The sequence below is a fragment of the Pedococcus sp. P5_B7 genome, from assembly GCF_054049895.1.
Genome location: NZ_JBFULM010000001.1, coordinates 312,677 through 327,130, shown reverse-complemented (window position 1 = coordinate 327,130; position 14,454 = coordinate 312,677). Strand labels below are relative to the sequence as shown.

The 14,454-nt window shown below is 71.2% G+C and carries 15 protein-coding genes; 10 read left to right on the top strand and 5 right to left on the bottom strand.

Annotation, left to right across the window (positions count from 1 at the left end; all coding sequences use genetic code 11):
- Positions 1 to 19: 19 nt before the first annotated feature.
- Entirely contained in the window at positions 20 to 1,732 is a 1,713-nt protein-coding gene (locus tag ACXJKD_RS01480) for a DUF885 domain-containing protein (RefSeq protein ID WP_457252551.1), read from the bottom strand.
- Positions 1,733 to 1,862: 130 nt separating this feature from the next.
- On the opposite strand from ACXJKD_RS01480, the gene ACXJKD_RS01475 reads away from it, so the two are divergent.
- The gene (locus ACXJKD_RS01475; protein WP_457252550.1) at positions 1,863 to 2,546 is read left to right on the top strand and encodes an MOSC domain-containing protein; all 684 of its coding nucleotides are present in this window, start codon (positions 1,863 to 1,865) and stop codon (positions 2,544 to 2,546) included.
- A 100-nt stretch (positions 2,547 to 2,646) separates the two neighbouring features.
- Positions 2,647 to 3,576 (top strand): DUF559 domain-containing protein, encoded by a 930-nt coding sequence (locus ACXJKD_RS01470; RefSeq protein WP_457252549.1) that lies wholly within the window; start codon positions 2,647 to 2,649, stop codon positions 3,574 to 3,576.
- Between the two features lie 244 nt (positions 3,577 to 3,820).
- Here ACXJKD_RS01470 and ACXJKD_RS01465 read toward each other — a convergent pair whose 3' ends face one another.
- Both ACXJKD_RS01465 and ACXJKD_RS01460 read right to left on the bottom strand, forming a co-directional pair.
- Positions 3,821 to 4,066 (bottom strand): acyl-CoA carboxylase subunit epsilon, encoded by a 246-nt coding sequence (locus tag ACXJKD_RS01465; RefSeq protein WP_457252548.1) that lies wholly within the window; start codon positions 4,064 to 4,066, stop codon positions 3,821 to 3,823.
- 55 nt (positions 4,067 to 4,121) lie between these two features.
- On the bottom strand, positions 4,122 to 5,798 hold the full coding sequence (locus ACXJKD_RS01460; RefSeq protein WP_457252547.1) for an acyl-CoA carboxylase subunit beta: 1,677 nt from the start codon (positions 5,796 to 5,798) through the stop codon (positions 4,122 to 4,124).
- Positions 5,799 to 5,822: 24 nt separating this feature from the next.
- Here ACXJKD_RS01460 and ACXJKD_RS01455 point away from each other — a divergent pair, with 24 nt between their 5' ends.
- The 5 genes from ACXJKD_RS01455 to ACXJKD_RS01435 are packed head-to-tail and all read left to right on the top strand — an operon-like array spanning position 5,823 to position 10,243.
- Positions 5,823 to 6,614, top strand: a complete 792-nt coding sequence (locus tag ACXJKD_RS01455; RefSeq protein WP_457252546.1) for a biotin--[acetyl-CoA-carboxylase] ligase — start codon at positions 5,823 to 5,825, stop codon at positions 6,612 to 6,614.
- Positions 6,615 to 6,623: 9 nt separating this feature from the next.
- Positions 6,624 to 7,715, top strand: coding sequence for an adenylate/guanylate cyclase domain-containing protein (locus ACXJKD_RS01450; protein ID WP_457252545.1), 1,092 nt, complete (start codon positions 6,624 to 6,626; stop codon positions 7,713 to 7,715).
- Positions 7,712 to 8,503, top strand: coding sequence for an enoyl-CoA hydratase/isomerase family protein (locus ACXJKD_RS01445; protein WP_457252544.1), 792 nt, complete (start codon positions 7,712 to 7,714; stop codon positions 8,501 to 8,503). The genes ACXJKD_RS01450 and ACXJKD_RS01445 overlap by 4 nt, the downstream gene beginning before the upstream one ends.
- Before the next feature lie 30 nt (positions 8,504 to 8,533).
- Positions 8,534 to 9,211 carry a response regulator transcription factor gene (locus ACXJKD_RS01440; protein ID WP_056922896.1) on the top strand — a complete coding sequence of 226 codons (678 nt, stop codon included), beginning with the start codon at positions 8,534 to 8,536 and terminating at the stop codon, positions 9,209 to 9,211.
- Positions 9,212 to 9,220: 9 nt separating this feature from the next.
- Complete coding sequence (locus ACXJKD_RS01435; RefSeq protein WP_457252543.1) at positions 9,221 to 10,243, top strand: sensor histidine kinase; 1,023 nt, start codon at positions 9,221 to 9,223, stop codon at positions 10,241 to 10,243.
- Positions 10,244 to 10,354: 111 nt separating this feature from the next.
- Here the strand turns inward: ACXJKD_RS01435 and ACXJKD_RS01430 are convergent, their stop codons facing one another.
- Complete coding sequence (locus ACXJKD_RS01430; protein WP_457252542.1) at positions 10,355 to 10,861, bottom strand: GtrA family protein; 507 nt, start codon at positions 10,859 to 10,861, stop codon at positions 10,355 to 10,357.
- Between the two features lie 184 nt (positions 10,862 to 11,045).
- Here ACXJKD_RS01430 and ACXJKD_RS01425 point away from each other — a divergent pair, with 184 nt between their 5' ends.
- Both ACXJKD_RS01425 and purE read left to right on the top strand, forming a co-directional pair.
- Positions 11,046 to 12,242: a 5-(carboxyamino)imidazole ribonucleotide synthase gene (locus ACXJKD_RS01425; RefSeq protein WP_457252541.1), complete on the top strand. Its 1,197-nt coding sequence runs from the start codon at positions 11,046 to 11,048 to the stop codon at positions 12,240 to 12,242.
- Positions 12,239 to 12,778: a 5-(carboxyamino)imidazole ribonucleotide mutase gene (purE, locus tag ACXJKD_RS01420; RefSeq protein ID WP_457252540.1), complete on the top strand. Its 540-nt coding sequence runs from the start codon at positions 12,239 to 12,241 to the stop codon at positions 12,776 to 12,778. The genes ACXJKD_RS01425 and purE overlap by 4 nt, the downstream gene beginning before the upstream one ends.
- Before the next feature lie 50 nt (positions 12,779 to 12,828).
- Here purE and ACXJKD_RS01415 read toward each other — a convergent pair whose 3' ends face one another.
- Positions 12,829 to 13,284: a CoA-binding protein gene (locus tag ACXJKD_RS01415; RefSeq protein ID WP_457252539.1), complete on the bottom strand. Its 456-nt coding sequence runs from the start codon at positions 13,282 to 13,284 to the stop codon at positions 12,829 to 12,831.
- Between the two features lie 55 nt (positions 13,285 to 13,339).
- On the opposite strand from ACXJKD_RS01415, the gene ACXJKD_RS01410 reads away from it, so the two are divergent.
- The gene (locus ACXJKD_RS01410) at positions 13,340 to 14,401 is read left to right on the top strand and encodes an LLM class F420-dependent oxidoreductase (RefSeq protein WP_457252538.1); all 1,062 of its coding nucleotides are present in this window, start codon (positions 13,340 to 13,342) and stop codon (positions 14,399 to 14,401) included.
- Positions 14,402 to 14,454: the final 53 nt, after the last annotated feature.

The window sequence follows — 14,454 nt, the reverse complement described above, 5'->3', positions numbered from 1 at the left end:
CTTGCAGGCGGGCCGTCGGTCAGGTCAGCTCGCCCAGCACCGCCTCGCGCAGGGTGTCGAGCCCCACGCCACCGAGGTCGAGCGTGCGACGGTGGAAGTCCTTGAGGGAGAAGGAGTCTCCCTCGCGCTCGGCGACCTGGTCGCGCAGCTGCATCCAGAGCCGCTCGCCGATCTTGTAGGACGGAGCCTGCCCCGGCCAGCCGAGGTAGCGGTCGAGCTCGAACCGCAGCCACGCCTCGCCCTGGTTGGCGTGGTCGTTGAGGTACTGCCACGCCTTGTCGTAGGTCCACTCGCCGCCACCGACCTCCGCCGGCGCCTCGAACCCGCAGTGCACGCCGATGTCGATGACGACGCGGGCGGCCCGCAGGGACTGGCTGTCGAGCAACCCCATCTTGTTGCCGGGGTCGTCCATGAAGCCGAGCTCCTCCATGAGCCGCTCGGCATACAGGGCCCAGCCCTCGCCGTGACCGGAGGTCCAGGCCGACATCCGGCGCCACTTGTTGAGCCGCTCGGAGCGGAACACGGTCTGCGCGACCTGGAGGTGATGGCCCGGGACGCCCTCGTGGTAGACGGTGGTGAGCTCCTTCCAGGTGCCGAACTCGGTCACGCCCTTCGGCACCGACCACCACATCCGACCCGGCCGGGAGAAGTCCTCGGACGGGCCCGTGTAGTAGATGCCGCCGGTGTGGGTCGGGGCGATCAGGCACTCGATGGTGCGCACCGGGTCGGGGATGTCGAAGTGGGTGCCGGCCAGCTCGGCGATGGCCTCGTCGGCGCGCTTCTGCATCCACGCCCGCAGCTCGTCGGTGCCGTGCAGCTGGTAGGCCGGGTCGGCGTCGAGGGCGGCGATCGCCTCCTTGACCGTGCTCCCGGGCTTGATCTGCTCCGCGACCTGCTCCATCTCGGCCGTGATCCGCGCGACCTCCTGCTGGCCCCAGGCGTAGGTCTCGGCGAGGTCGACCTTGGCGCCGAGGAAGTAACGGGACAGCAGGGCGTAGCGCTCCTCGCCGCAGGCGTCCTCGAGGGGCGCATCGTCGAGCAGGTGGTCCTTGAGCCAGGTGCCGAGCTCGGCGTAGGCCGCCGACGCGCTCTCGGCGGCGCTGGTCAGGGACCCCTTCGTGGAGTCGGCGAGCTCGCCGGGGCCGGCGCCCCGGCTCAGGCGGGCGTCGGCCACGAGCGTGGCGAAGTAGCCGTCGTCGGCGACCAGGTCGGCACACTGCTGGATGCACGCCTCGACCTGCCGGCGCGGGGAGATGTTGCCCTTCGCCGAGGCGCTGAGCAGGCTCACCCGCCAGCCGGCGAGGGCGTCCGGGACGGCTTCGAGGCGGCGGCTGATGACGCCCCAGTCCTCGTCGGTGGCGGTAGGCATGAGGTCGAAGCAGCCCCGGATCGACTGCAGCGGCGAGGCGAGGACGTTGAGCGCCATCTCCTCGAGCCCCCCGCGGTGGATCTCCTCGGCCAGCCCGAGGCGCTCGCGCAGCGCGGCGAGGGTGACGCGGTCGACGTCGTCGACGGGGGTGGCCCGGTCGAGCTCGGCAAGGATCTCGGCCCGCAGCGCGGCGTGCGCCTCGTGGCCCGCCGGGGAGTAGTCGTCGAGCTCCTCGTCGTGACCGGCGATGCCGAGGAAGGTCGCGGTGATGGGGCTGAGCTGCACCTCCCGCGCCAGGTAGTTGTCGGCGATGCGGTCGATGTCTGTCGCGGGGCGCGCCGTGGAGGTCGTCTCAGTGCTCACGCGAGCGAACGTACCCCAGCGTCCTGACGGCGGCCCGCCAACATCCCGTCGCCGGGATCGGTCCCCGACGCCGGGCTGCGGCGCGGTTCTGCGAGAGATATCCCGTTGCCGGCGTCCCTAGGCTGGTCCCATGGCTGCCCACCTCCTGTCCCTCAACGTCGGCCGCTCCGAGCCCAGCACCGCCAAGAACGTCGGGGTGACCGGCATCGCCAAGCGTCCGGTGGACTCGGCCGTGCTGCGTGCCCCGGGGCCCAAGCACGGGGGCCTCGGCAGCGGGGTCGAGGGCGACTTCCTGGGCGACACCCGCCACCACGGGGGCGACTACCAAGCCGTCTACGCGTTCGCGCGGGAGGAGCTCGACTGGTGGGGTGACCAGCTGGGTCGCGAACTCCCGCACGGCATGTTCGGCGAGAACCTCACGACCAGCGGGCTCGACGTCGACGGGGCGCTGGTGGGTGAGCGCTGGGCGGTCGGCGACGAGGTGGTGCTCGAGGTCTGTGGCCCGCGCATCCCGTGTGCCACGTTCGCGGCCCGGATGGGGGAGCGGGCCTGGGTCAAGCGGTTCAGCGACGTGGGGCGCACCGGCGCCTACCTCTCCGTCGTGACCGGTGGCACGGTGCGACCGGGTGACGCCATCGAGGTGGTGTCCCGGCCCACCCACGACATCACCGTGCCCGACACCTTCCGCGCGTTCATGGGTGACCTCGACACGGCGGAGCGGGTGCTGGCGGCCGACTGCCTGGTCGAGGTCGAGGCGGCCGAGCTGCGCGAGACCATCGCGCGGCGCCGCAGCTCCGGTGCCGAGCTCGCCTGAGCGTCGCTACCTCATGCAAAAGGCGAGTTAGCGCCGCCCGGTCCGCATTGCTGTGGATAAGGGGCGGGCAGCGGCTCGGTGCGAGGGCACAGTGACGAGGATGCACACGCCACTCGACACCTCCCAACCGTTCACCCACGCGGAGGCGCGCGCCGCGGCGATCAGCGACCGCGCCCTGCGCGGACCGGCATACCGAAGGATCTTTCCCAACGTCTACGTGGCCTCGACGATCCCGGACACGCTCGTGGTCACCTGCCGCGCCGCGCTGCGGATCTTGCCTTCGGATGCCGTGTTCAGCCACCACACCGCTGCCAGGCTGTGGGGAGGTGCCGTCCCCGACGATCCCAACGTCCACGTCGCCTTCACGCGCGCTGTCTCGTGCACGCTGCCGGGGATCAAGGTGCATCGCTTCATCCACGAGTTCGCGAAGGATGCGCGGAGGCACGGTTTGCCTGTCACCACTCCCGAGCAGACGGTGCTTCACCTCGCCCGTCCCCTCGACCTCGTGGAGCTCACCGCGTGCGCAGACCAGCTGCTCCGTCGGCGGGTTACCACCCAGCCAGATCTCGTCACCGCGGCGAGTCGCTACCCCGGTCAAGGTCGCCGACTCGCACGGCATGCGGGAATGCTGTGCCGGGAGAGGGTGGACTCGAGCCCCGAGACCCGAGTGCGGCTACTCCTCGTGCTCGCGGGTTTGCCGGAGCCCGTGGTGAACCATGCCCTGCTTCGACCGGACGGCACGGTGGAGTACCAGCTCGACCTCTCATTCCCTGATCAGAAGCTGGCCATCGAGTACGACGGGCGATGGCACGACCGTCCGGAGCAGCGGATTCTCGACGAAGCCCGGCGGGCAGACCTCGTCAGTCGAGGATGGACGGTGGTGGTCCTCCGCGCCGAGGACCTTTTCGAGACACCCGACCAAACCCTGACGATGGTCTACGAGGAGTTGACGTCGCACGGCGTAGCAGTGCCGGCTGTCCTCGACGACACGTGGCGGCGTCACTTCCCCCAGCGCGGACTCGTGGCTTGAGTGGATCGGTCGCGAAGCCGGGGGCGGGGCGGCGCTAACTCGCCTTTTGCATGGGTCAGCGACGGGTGTCGGGTCAGGACGTGCAGCTGAGGCGGCGCTAACTCGCCTTTTGCATGGGTCAGCGACGGGTGTCGGGTCGGGACGTGCAGTTGAGGCGGCGCTAACTCGCCTTTTGCATGGGTGAGCGACGGGTGTCGGGTCGGGACGTGCAGTTGAGGCGGCGCTAACTCGCCTTTTGCATCGGTTAGCGCCAGGCCGAGGCGCGCCAGGCGCCTGGTCCGGGGGCCAGGGGCTGCCTGTGCGCCTGCGCGCGCGACGCCCACCGCGAGGTATGCCGCGGGGCCGGCTCGGGTGCCTCCACGGACACCCCGGACACCGCGGACAGCACGGCCATGACGGCGGCGACCTCTTCGGGCGTCGCCTCGCCGCGGACCAGCCGCAGCGGCGGTCGGTCGCGGTCCCCGTCGGTGGGGTCGGTCGGGTCGGCCATCAGAGGGCCGGGCCCCGTGAGCCGTGAGCCTGCACTGTGCCGGTCTTTGGGGTGGTCATAGGGGAATGTTCCCGTGCTTCTTGGGCGGCAGCGTCTCGCGCTTGGTGCGCAGCGCTCGGAGCGCCTTGGTGACGTTCATCCGGGTGTTGCTCGGCGTGATGACGGTGTCGATGTAGCCGCGCTCGGCCGCGATGTAGGGGTTGGCGAGGGTGTCCTCGTACTCGGCGATGAACCGGGCGCGGGTCTCGTCGACGTTCTCCCCGGCCTCGGCCGCCGCGGCGAGCTGCTTGCGGTAGAGGATGTTGACCGCACCCTGCGCGCCCATCACGGCGATCTGCGCGGTGGGCCAGGCGAGGTTGATGTCGGCACCAAGGTGCTTGGACCCCATCACGTCGTACGCCCCGCCGTACGCCTTGCGGGTGATCACGGTGACCAGCGGCACGGTCGCCTCGGCATACGCGTAGATGAGCTTGGCGCCACGGCGGATGATGCCGTCCCACTCCTGGTCGGTGCCGGGCAGGAAGCCGGGCACGTCGACGAAGGTGAGCACGGGGACGTTGAACGCGTCGCAGGTGCGGACGAACCGGGCGGCCTTCTCGGAGGCGTCGATGTCGAGGGTGCCGGCGAACTGCATCGGCTGGTTGGCCACGACCCCGACCGAGCGGCCCTCGATGCGGCCGTAGCCGACGAGGATGTTGGGCGCGAACAGCGGCTGCACTTCCAGGAAGTCAGCCTCGCCGTCGGCTGTGGTGTCAACGACGTGCTCGATGACGACCTTCATGTCGTAGGGCTGGTTCGCGCTGTCGGGGATCAGCGTGTCGAGCTCGCGGTCCTCGTCGGTCACCTCGAGCGACGGCAGGTCACCGTCGTCGGCGAACGACGGCGGCTCCTCGAGGTTGTTCGACGGCAGGTACGAGAGCAGCTCCTTGACGTACTCGATCGCGTCCTCCTCGTCGGTGCCCATGTAGTGCGCGACACCCGACTTGGTGTTGTGCGCCCGGGCGCCGCCGAGGTCCTCGAACGAGACATCCTCACCAGTCACGGTCTTGATGACCTCGGGGCCGGTGATGAACATGTGCGAGGTCTGGTCGACCATGACGGTGAAGTCGGTGACCGCGGGGGAGTAGACCGCCCCGCCGGCACACGGCCCCATGATCAGCGAGATCTGCGGGATGACCCCCGACGCGTGCACGTTGCGGCGGAAGATCTCGCCGTAGAGCCCGAGCGAGACCACGCCCTCCTGGATGCGGGCGCCACCGGAGTCGTTGAGACCCACGACCGGGCAGCCGACCTTCATCGCGAAGTCCATGACCTTGCAGATCTTCTCGCCGAACACCTCGCCCAGGGACCCACCGAACACGGTGAAGTCCTGCGCGAAGACCGCCACGGTGCGACCGTCGACCGTGCCGTAGCCAGTGACCACCCCGTCGCCGTACGGACGGTTGGCCTCCTGGCCGAACGCGACCGAGCGGTGGCGGGCGTACTTGTCCATCTCGATGAACGACCCCTCGTCGAGCAGCAGCTCGAGGCGCTCGCGGGCGGTCTTCTTGCCCCGCGCATGCTGCTTCTCGATGGCGCGCTCGGACCCGGCGTGCGCGACCTCGGCGACCCGACGCTTGAGGTCGGCCAGCTTGCCCGCGGTGGAATGGATGTCGATGCCCGACTCGGGGTCGGGGACGTCGGTGCCACCCACGGAGAGCGGATCAGCGACGGAATCGGTGGTCTGCGCCATGTCGGCGAGCCTAGCCTTGCCTGCATGCGCGAATCGCTCGACCGTGAGGCATTGCACGAGGCGTTGGTCACGCCGGGTCAGCCGTGGACGGGGGTCGACGTCCACCCGGAGCTCGGCTCCACCAACCTCGAGGCCGCCCGCCTCGCCGAACCGTGGCGGGTGGTCGTGACCGACCACCAGGTGGCCGGGCGGGGCCGGCTCGGTCGGGCCTGGGACACCCCCGCCCGCACCTCGGTCACGCTCTCGGTGCTGGTGCCCGCGCCGGAGCAGGGCCGGGGCTGGGTGCCCCTCGCGACCGGGCTGGCGGTGCGCGACGCCCTGGGGGAGCTCGCGGGCCTCAACGGCGGGCTCAAGTGGCCCAACGACGTGCTGCTGGCCGCCGACGGGGAGCGCAAGGTCTGCGGGATCCTGTGCGAGCTGCAGCCGGCGGGGATCGTGGTGGGGCTCGGGATCAACGTCGACCAGGACCGCGCGGAGCTGCCCGTCGACACGGCCACCTCACTGCGGCTGGCCGGCGCCACCGACGTGAGCCGCGAGAGCCTGGTGGTGTCGGTGCTCACCCACCTCGCCCGCTGGCACGGCGCCCTCAGCGGCGGAGCGCAGGAGCGCGCCGGCGTGCACACGGCATACCGGAAGGCCTGTCTGACGATCGGCCGCGAGGTGGAGCTGCACGTGGCCGACGGCGAGGTGCGCAGGGTGCGCGCCGTCGGCGTGGACGACGAGGGACGGCTCGTGGTCGCCAGCGCCGGCACGGAGTATGCCGTGGCCGCCGGTGACGTGGTCCACGTGCGTTCCGGCGCTGCCGACACGCCCTAGGGTGACGGCATGACCGAGGTTGGCCGGCACCGGGTGGTGCGCCCGGAGGACTTCGCGGCGCTGCGCCCGGACGACCTCGAGGCCCGCCTGCTCGGCAAGCCGGCCACCATGGCTCGGCGCGACGTCTCCCGAGGCGCCGAGGTCTCGCTGCTGTCGGCCCGGAAGTTCTGGCACGCCCTGGGTTTCCCGAACGTCGAGGACGACGACGCGATGTTCACCGAGGCCGACCAGATGGCCCTGATGGCCGTCGCCCGCCTCGTGCGCGAGCAGGAGCTCGACGAGACGACGGCGCTCGCGATGACCCGGGCGTTCGCCCGCACCACCGACCGGCTCGCCGTCTGGCAGACGCAGCTGATGGCCGAGGCGCTGGCGGCGCCCGGTCTGGAGGCCGCCCTCGACGAGGCCGACGCGCGGGCCGTGCCCGACCTCGCCGCCGCGGAGGCCGCTGCCCGCAAGCTGACCGACATGGCAGACGAGCTCGAGCCGCTCCTCATCTACGCCTGGCGGCGCCACCTCACCGCCGCGATCTCGCGCATGCTCGCGGATGCCGACCCGGAGCAGTCTGACCAAGGGGTGCGACGGGTGGTCGGGTTCGCCGACCTCGTCAACTTCACCTCGCTCGTGCGCCGGATGACGGAGCGACAGCTCGCCGTGATGGTGCAACGGTTCGAGGCGCTCGCGACCGACATCGTCACCGCCCACGGCGGCCGGGTGATCAAGACCGTGGGCGACGAGATCCTCTTCGTCACGATCGGCGCCGCTCCCGCCGCTGCGGTGGCCCTCGACCTCGTCGAGACGATGGCCGAGGACGACCTGCTCCCCGATGTGCGGGTCGGCATGGCCGTCGGTCCGGTGCTGTCGCGGCTCGGTGACGTGTTCGGCACGACGGTCAACCGGGCCTCGCGGCTCACCAGCGTCGCGCCCGCGGGAGGGGTGCTCGTCGACGACGCGCTCGCGACGTCACTGGCCGCGTTGTCCGGTTTCGAGACGACCGCGCTGCGCCGCCGCACGCTGCGTGGCATCGGGCAGGTCACCCCGAGCGAGCTCCGCCGCTCCGCCGGTGGTCGCAAAGCCATCCCCGACAGAAGGGCCTCCTCATGAGCTCAGACCTCGTCCGCATCGAGCGCCACGGGGAGGGTGGGCACGTCGCCGAGCTGGTGCTCGACCGGCCCGAGGCCATGAACGCCGTCTCCACGGACCTGGCGCGGGCGCTGGCCGCCGCCACGACCGAGCTCGCGCAGGACGCTGAGGTCCGGGCCGTGGTGGTCTCGTCAAGCCACCCGAAGGCGTTCTGCGTCGGGGCCGACCTCAAGGAGCGCAACTCCTTCACCGACGACGACCTGCGCGCCCAGCGCCCCCTGGCGCAGGCGGCATACCGCGGCGTCCTGGACCTCCCGGTGCCCGCCATCGCCGCCGTCGACGGCTTCGCCCTGGGCGGCGGCTTCGAGATCGCGCTGTCGTGCGACCTCGTGATCTGTGGCGAGGACGCCCTCGTCGGGCTCCCGGAGGTGAGCGTGGGCGTCATCCCTGGCGGCGGCGGCACCCAGCTGCTCACCCGGCGGGTGGGCTGGTCGCGGGCGGCCCAGATGATCTTCACCGCCCAGCGCTACACCGCGGAGGACGCCTGTCGACTCGGTGCGGTCGACGAGGTGGTGCCGGCCGGGTCCGCCCGGGACCGGGCCCTCGAGCTGGCGACCACGATCGCCGGTCATTCCCCGGTCGGCGTGCGCAACGCGAAGGCCGCGATGCGGCAGGGTTTCGACACCGATCTGGCCTCGGGACTGCGCATCGAGGACGACCACTGGGCCGCCACGGCCTTCTCCGCGGACCGCGCGGAGGGCGTCGCCGCGTTCAACGAAAAACGCCGACCGGTGTGGCCCGGTCGCTAGTCGGGCTCCAAAGTACATAGCATCACCCCCATGACCCGTGTGCTCCTCGCTGAGGACGACCCTGCCATCTCCGAGCCGCTGGCCCGCGCACTGCGGCGTGAGGGGTACGACGTCGACGTGCGCGCCGACGGGCGGGCGGCTCTCGAGGCGTCTGCGGAGAACCCCGACCTGGTCGTCCTCGACCTCGGTCTCCCCTATGTCGACGGGCTCGAGGTGTGTCGCCGGATCCGCGCCGAGGGCCGCACCGTGCCCGTGCTGATCCTGACCGCCCGCGCCGACGAGGTGGACACCGTCGTCGGCCTCGACGCCGGCGCCGACGACTACGTCACCAAGCCGTTCCGGCTGGCCGAGCTGCTGGCGCGGGTGCGGGCGCTGCTGCGCCGCAACCCCACCGACGCCCCGTCCGCCCACGAGCTCGTGCGCATCGACCCCGAGGGGCGTCGCGCGTGGTTCAAGGAGGAGGAGCTGCAGCTCACCGCCAAGGAGTTCGACCTCCTGCGGGTGCTGGTGCGCGAGCAGGGCAAGGTCGTCTCGCGCGAGCAGCTGATGCGGGAGATCTGGGAGACCGCGTGGTTCGGGTCGACCAAGACGCTCGACATGCACATCTCCGTCCTGCGCCGGAAGCTCGGCGACGACGCCGCGCAGCCGCGCTACATCGCCACCGTCCGTGGGGTCGGGTTCCGGTTCGAGCGCGGCGACGAGATCTGACCGCTGACCATGCGGCAACAGCTGATCCGCTCCACCGTGCTCGCGGTGGGTCTGGCCATCGTGATCACGATGGCCCCAGTGGTGTTCGCGATCTGGAACTCCAGCGTCAAGGGCCGGGGTGTGGTCGCCGACTGGATCGACGAGGGCACGCCGACCGCCACGACCCTCCGGTTGTTCCTCATCGTGGTCGGGCTGGCCGTGCTGGCTCTCGCCGCGGGGGTCTTCGTGGCGACCCGGCAGGCGCGGCGGATGGCTCTCCCCATGACCCAGCTCGCCGACCGGGCCGAGCGCCTCGGCGCGGGTGAGTCCCGGATCCAGCCCCTGCACTCCGGCATCGCCGAGCTCGACCAGGTGTCGGAGGTGCTGGCGCGCAGCGCCCAGCGGTTGACCAAGTCACTCGCCTCCGAGCGCGACTTCGCCGCCGACGCGTCCCACCAGCTCCGCACCCCACTGACCGCCCTGCTGATGCGGTTGGAGGAGATCGCCGCCACCGACGAGCTCGAGGTCGCTCAGGAGGAGGCCAGCATCGCCATGGACCAGGTCGAGCGGCTGACCAAGGTGGTCGACGACCTGATGTCCCGCACCCGCCGGGGTGGCGACGAGTCCAAGGCGACCGTGTCGCTCGACTCCGTCATCGCCGCCCTCCAGCGCGAGTGGCAGCCGGCCTTCGAGCAGGCCCGACGCAGCGTGCGCGTGCACGGTGAGCGGGGGCTGGTCGTCCAGGCCAAGCCGGTCGACCTCTCCCAGGTCCTCTCGACCCTCCTCGAGAACGCGCTCGCCCACGGCCGTGGCACGGTCGACGTCCACGCCCGACGCAGCGGCCCCTCCGTGGTCGTCGAGGTCAGCGACCAGGGCGAAGGCGTGCCCGCCTCCATCGCCCCCCACATCTTCGAGCGGTCGGTGACCACGACCGGGACCGGACTCGGACTGGCCCTGGCCCGCGACCTGGCCGAGTCCAACGGTGGGCGGCTCGAGCTGATCCAGGCCCAGCCGGCGATCTTCGCGCTCTTCCTCAGCGAGTCCGACGGCTGACTCTGCGGCTCGTCGCACCTTTATCGGGTGACCCGATAAAGGTGTGCTTGACCCGGAAACGGTTCCCGGGTGAAGGCCACCCTTGTCGGGTGAGGCCCGCCCGACTGGGGGTCAGCGCTGGGTCTCGGCGAGGGGCGAGGTGTCGGTCAGGGGCTCGTGGCTGAAGACGAACCTGCGGTAGGCCCAGAAGCGGAACAACGTGCCGAGGCCGATGCCGACGAGCTTGGCGACGTTCTCGGCCACGAGGCTCTCCTGCCCGAGGAAGTGGTGCGAGAACCCGACGCAGCCGGCCTGGATGAGCAGGGCCACGCCGTTGGTGAGGGCGAACAGCAGCGCCTCGTGGTGCACGGGACGGTTGCGCCGGTGCCGGAAGGTCCACGCCCGGTTGCCGACCCACGCCACGCAGGTGGCCACGGCCGCGGAGATGATCGTCGCGATGACCGCGCGCGACAGGGGACCGTTGCCGTACCCCGACAGCACGGTGGCCCTCAGGATGTTGAACAGGCCGAGGTCGATCACGAAGGCGACCGCGCCGACGATGCCGAACTTGATCATCTCGCGGTAGAGGACGTCGACGGTGCCACGCAGGCGGGCGACGAGGGAGGGGCTGTCGGACACCCGAGGAGCCTATCTGCGGCTGCCGTGGGACGCGGGCGAACCGGTGCGTAGCTCTCTGGGAGAGCCGGAGCCGGAGTCGGAGCCGGAGTCGGAGCCGGAGTCGGAGCCGGAGCCGGAGCCGGCGGCCGGGCGGTGCGGCGGACGCGCGGGTCCGGTCCGAGGACGTGGCCGATATCCTCGCCGCGTGACGTCACCGCAGCGCGCCCCCGGAGGCTTCCCGGTCGTCGGCATCGTCGGGGGAGGACAGCTCGCCCGGATGTGTGCCGCGCCGGCCGCCGAGCTCGCGATCACGCTGAGCGTCCTGGCCGAGGCGCCGGACGCCGCCGCCGCCCAGGTCATCCCCTCGGCGCCGGTGGGGGACCACACCGACGTCGCGACCGTGCTGGCCTTCGCCCGGGAGTGTGACGTCGTCACCTTCGACCACGAGCACGTGCCCGCGAAGGTGCTGGAAGCCCTTGTGGCGGAAGGCATCCCGGTGCACCCGACGCCCGAGGCGCTGCGGTTCGCGCAGGACAAGCTGGCGATGCGCGAGCGGCTCACCGAGATCGGCGTGGCCTGCCCGGCATGGGCGAGGGCTCGCACCGCCGACGACGTCGAGGCCTTCGCGGCGCGGGTCGGTTGGCCGATCGTGGCCAAGACGCCTCGTGGCGGCTACGACGGCAAGGGGGTCCGCGTCATCCACGCGACCGACGAGGTGCGCGACTGGCTCGAGGCCGTGGGCAGCGAGGGCGCGCTGGTCGACGGGGTCCTGCTCGAGGAGAAGGTCGAGTTCGTCCGCGAGCTCGCCGTCCTGATCGCCCGCAGCCCCTCCAACCAGGCGGCGGCCTGGCCGGTGGTCGAGACCGTCCAGACCGACAGCATCTGCACCGAGGTCCTGGCGCCCGCGCCCGACCTCGACCCCACCCTGGCCGCGGTCGCCACCGAGGCCGGGCTGCGGATCGCCGAGCAGCTCGGCGTCACGGGGGTGTTCGCCGTCGAGATGTTCGAGGTGCGTGACCCGGGGACCGGCGCCGCGGCATACGTCGTCAACGAGCTGGCCATGCGCCCGCACAACAGTGGGCACTGGTCGATGGACGGCGCGGTCACCGGCCAGTTCGAGCAGCACCTGCGTGCGGTGCTCGACCTGCCGCTGGGAGCCCCCACGCCTCGCGAGCCGCACACCGTCATGGCCAACGTCCTCGGCGGCGACTACCCCGAGCTCTACCCCGCCTACCGGCACATCATGGCGCGCGACCCCGGTCTCAAGGTGCACCTCTACGGCAAGGGCGTCCGCCCCGGCCGCAAGATCGGCCACGTCAACGTCTCCGGCACCGACCTCGCGCAGCTGCGTGAGCGCGCCGGTCACGCAGCCGAATACCTCGCAGGAGTGATCACCGAATGAGCGACCAGCAACCCCTCGTCGGGCTCGTGATGGGCAGCGACAGCGACTGGCCCGTCATGGAGCTGGCCGCGCAGGCCCTGGACGAGTTCGGCATCCCCTACGAGGCCGATGTCGTCTCCGCCCACCGGATGCCGGAGGAGATGATCGCCTACGGGCAGAACGCTTCTGGCCGCGGACTGCGGGTGCTCGTCGCCGGGGCCGGCGGTGCCGCGCACCTGCCCGGGATGCTCGCGTCGGTGACGCCGCTGCCGGTCATCGGGGTGCCGGTGCCCCTCGCGTACCTCGACGGCATGGACTCGCTGCTCTCGATCGTCCAGATGCCCGCCGGGGTGCCGGTCGCCACCGTCTCGATCGGCGGGGCCAGGAACGCCGGCCTGCTCGCCGCCCGCATCCTCGCCGCGGGCGAAGGTCAGTATGCCGCGGGGCTGCGTGAGCGGATGACCGCCTTCCAGGCGGACCTGAGGGACCAGGCCCACGCCAAGGGCGCAGCGCTGCGCGAGCGACGCGGCGACCGGGCCAAACCCCCAGCGGGCTAACTCCCAGCGGGTCAACTCCCAGCGGGCCTAACCCCTAGCGGGCCTAACCCCTAGCGGGCCATCCCCGCCGAGCGGACGCCGCGCCACTCGATGCGCGGACAGGTGTCCATGACGACGTCGAGCCCGACCGCACGGGCCCGGTCGCCCGCTGCCTCGTCGACCACGCCCAGCTGCATCCAGATGGCGTCGATCTGGAGCCGGTCCTTGTTGGCGATGGCTTCGTCGACCACCGCGCCGACGTGCTCGGAGTTGACGAAGCAGTCGACGACCTTGATGTCGGTGCCGTCGGGGATGTCCGACAGCGTTGCGTAGCCCTGCTCCCCGTGCACCGTCTCCGCCTTGGGGTGCACCGGGATCAGTCCCTTGCCGAGCTCGACCTTGAGCCAGCGGGAGACGCCGAACGCCTCCCGATCCTGGTTGTTCGAGAGGCCGACGACGACCCAGATGCCCGGGTCGATGAGGAGCTCGCGAATGAGGTCGGGATCGTTCTGGTGACGAAAGCTCATGGCCTCAGCATCACACGCATCGGCTGCCTTGGGCAGAGGCAGTAACGTCGGCGACATGAAGTTCGGACTCTTCGTGCCACAGGGTTGGCGCATGGACCTCGTCGGGATCGACCCCAGCCAGCACTGGGGGGTGATGGCTGGCCTCGCGCGCCGCGCCGACGCCAACGAGGACTGGTCCTCGATCTGGGTGTTCGACCACTTCCACACCGTGCCGATCCCCAGCGAGGAGGCGACGCACGAGGCGTGGACGCTGATGGCAGCGTTCGCCGCGGTGACGGGACGCGTGCGGCTGGGCCAGATGTGCACCTGCATGGCCTACCGCAACCCGGCCTACCTGGCCAAGGTCGCGGCGACGGTCGACATCATCTCCGAGGGTCGGGTCGAGATGGGCATCGGCGCCGGCTGGTACGAGCACGAGTGGCGGGCCTACGGCTACGGCTTCCCCCGGGCGGGTGAGCGCCTGAGCGCGCTCGACGAGGGAGTGCAGATCTTCCGGCAGATGTGGACCACCGGCTCGGCAACCCTGGAGGGCAAGCACTTCCAGGTCGATGGCGCCCGCTGCTACCCGCAGCCCCTTCAGGGCACGGCCGTCCCCGGGTCCAAGCACAACGGCATACCGATGTGGATCGCCGGCGGCGGCGAGAAGAAGACCCTGCGCATCGCCGCGAAGTATGCCGACTACACCAACTTCGACCCGACGCCGGCGGTGTTCGCGGCCAAGAGCGAGATCCTCAAGGGCCACTGCGACGACGTGGGTCGCGACTTCGGCGAGATCGTGCGCAGCAGCAACCTCAACGTCTTCATCGGCAGCACCGAGCGGGAGGTCGAGGACCGCTTCGCCACGCTGCGCGACCGGCTGCTGTCGGTGGGCTCACCCGAGGCGCGGGTCGACCACCTGTTCGCCGACTACCGCAAGCAGGCCACGGTGGGCACCCCCGAGCAGGTCGTCGAGAAGCTCAAGGCCCTCGAAGGGCTCGGCATGACCTACGCGATCCTCAACTTCCCCGAAGGGGCCTACGACACGACCGGCATGGCGCTGTTCGAGCGCGACGTGATGCCTGAGCTCCTCGACCGCGAGGAGCACGGCCACCTCTGGCACCTCCCGCGCCGCCGCTGACCCGCGGGGGAGCAACGGGCCCGGGAGACGCAGCGAGCGCGAGGACGGGCGGT

What these genes read in the sequence shown, in the direction of transcription:
- ACXJKD_RS01415 (WP_457252539.1), bottom strand. Translation starts at nt 13,284, where the DNA reads ATGAGCTTTCGTCACCAGAACGATCCCGACCTCATTCGCGAGCTCCTC.
- ACXJKD_RS01435 (WP_457252543.1), top strand. Translation starts at nt 9,221, where the DNA reads ATGCGGCAACAGCTGATCCGCTCCACCGTGCTCGCGGTGGGTCTGGCC.
- ACXJKD_RS01440 (WP_056922896.1), top strand. Translation starts at nt 8,534, where the DNA reads ATGACCCGTGTGCTCCTCGCTGAGGACGACCCTGCCATCTCCGAGCCG.
- purE (WP_457252540.1), top strand. Translation starts at nt 12,239, where the DNA reads ATGAGCGACCAGCAACCCCTCGTCGGGCTCGTGATGGGCAGCGACAGC.
- ACXJKD_RS01450 (WP_457252545.1), top strand. Translation starts at nt 6,624, where the DNA reads ATGACCGAGGTTGGCCGGCACCGGGTGGTGCGCCCGGAGGACTTCGCG.
- ACXJKD_RS01455 (WP_457252546.1), top strand. Translation starts at nt 5,823, where the DNA reads ATGCGCGAATCGCTCGACCGTGAGGCATTGCACGAGGCGTTGGTCACG.
- ACXJKD_RS01410 (WP_457252538.1), top strand. Translation starts at nt 13,340, where the DNA reads ATGAAGTTCGGACTCTTCGTGCCACAGGGTTGGCGCATGGACCTCGTC.
- ACXJKD_RS01465 (WP_457252548.1), bottom strand. Translation starts at nt 4,066, where the DNA reads ATGGCCGACCCGACCGACCCCACCGACGGGGACCGCGACCGACCGCCG.
- ACXJKD_RS01475 (WP_457252550.1), top strand. Translation starts at nt 1,863, where the DNA reads ATGGCTGCCCACCTCCTGTCCCTCAACGTCGGCCGCTCCGAGCCCAGC.
- ACXJKD_RS01445 (WP_457252544.1), top strand. Translation starts at nt 7,712, where the DNA reads ATGAGCTCAGACCTCGTCCGCATCGAGCGCCACGGGGAGGGTGGGCAC.
- ACXJKD_RS01460 (WP_457252547.1), bottom strand. Translation starts at nt 5,798, where the DNA reads ATGGCGCAGACCACCGATTCCGTCGCTGATCCGCTCTCCGTGGGTGGC.
- ACXJKD_RS01470 (WP_457252549.1), top strand. Translation starts at nt 2,647, where the DNA reads ATGCACACGCCACTCGACACCTCCCAACCGTTCACCCACGCGGAGGCG.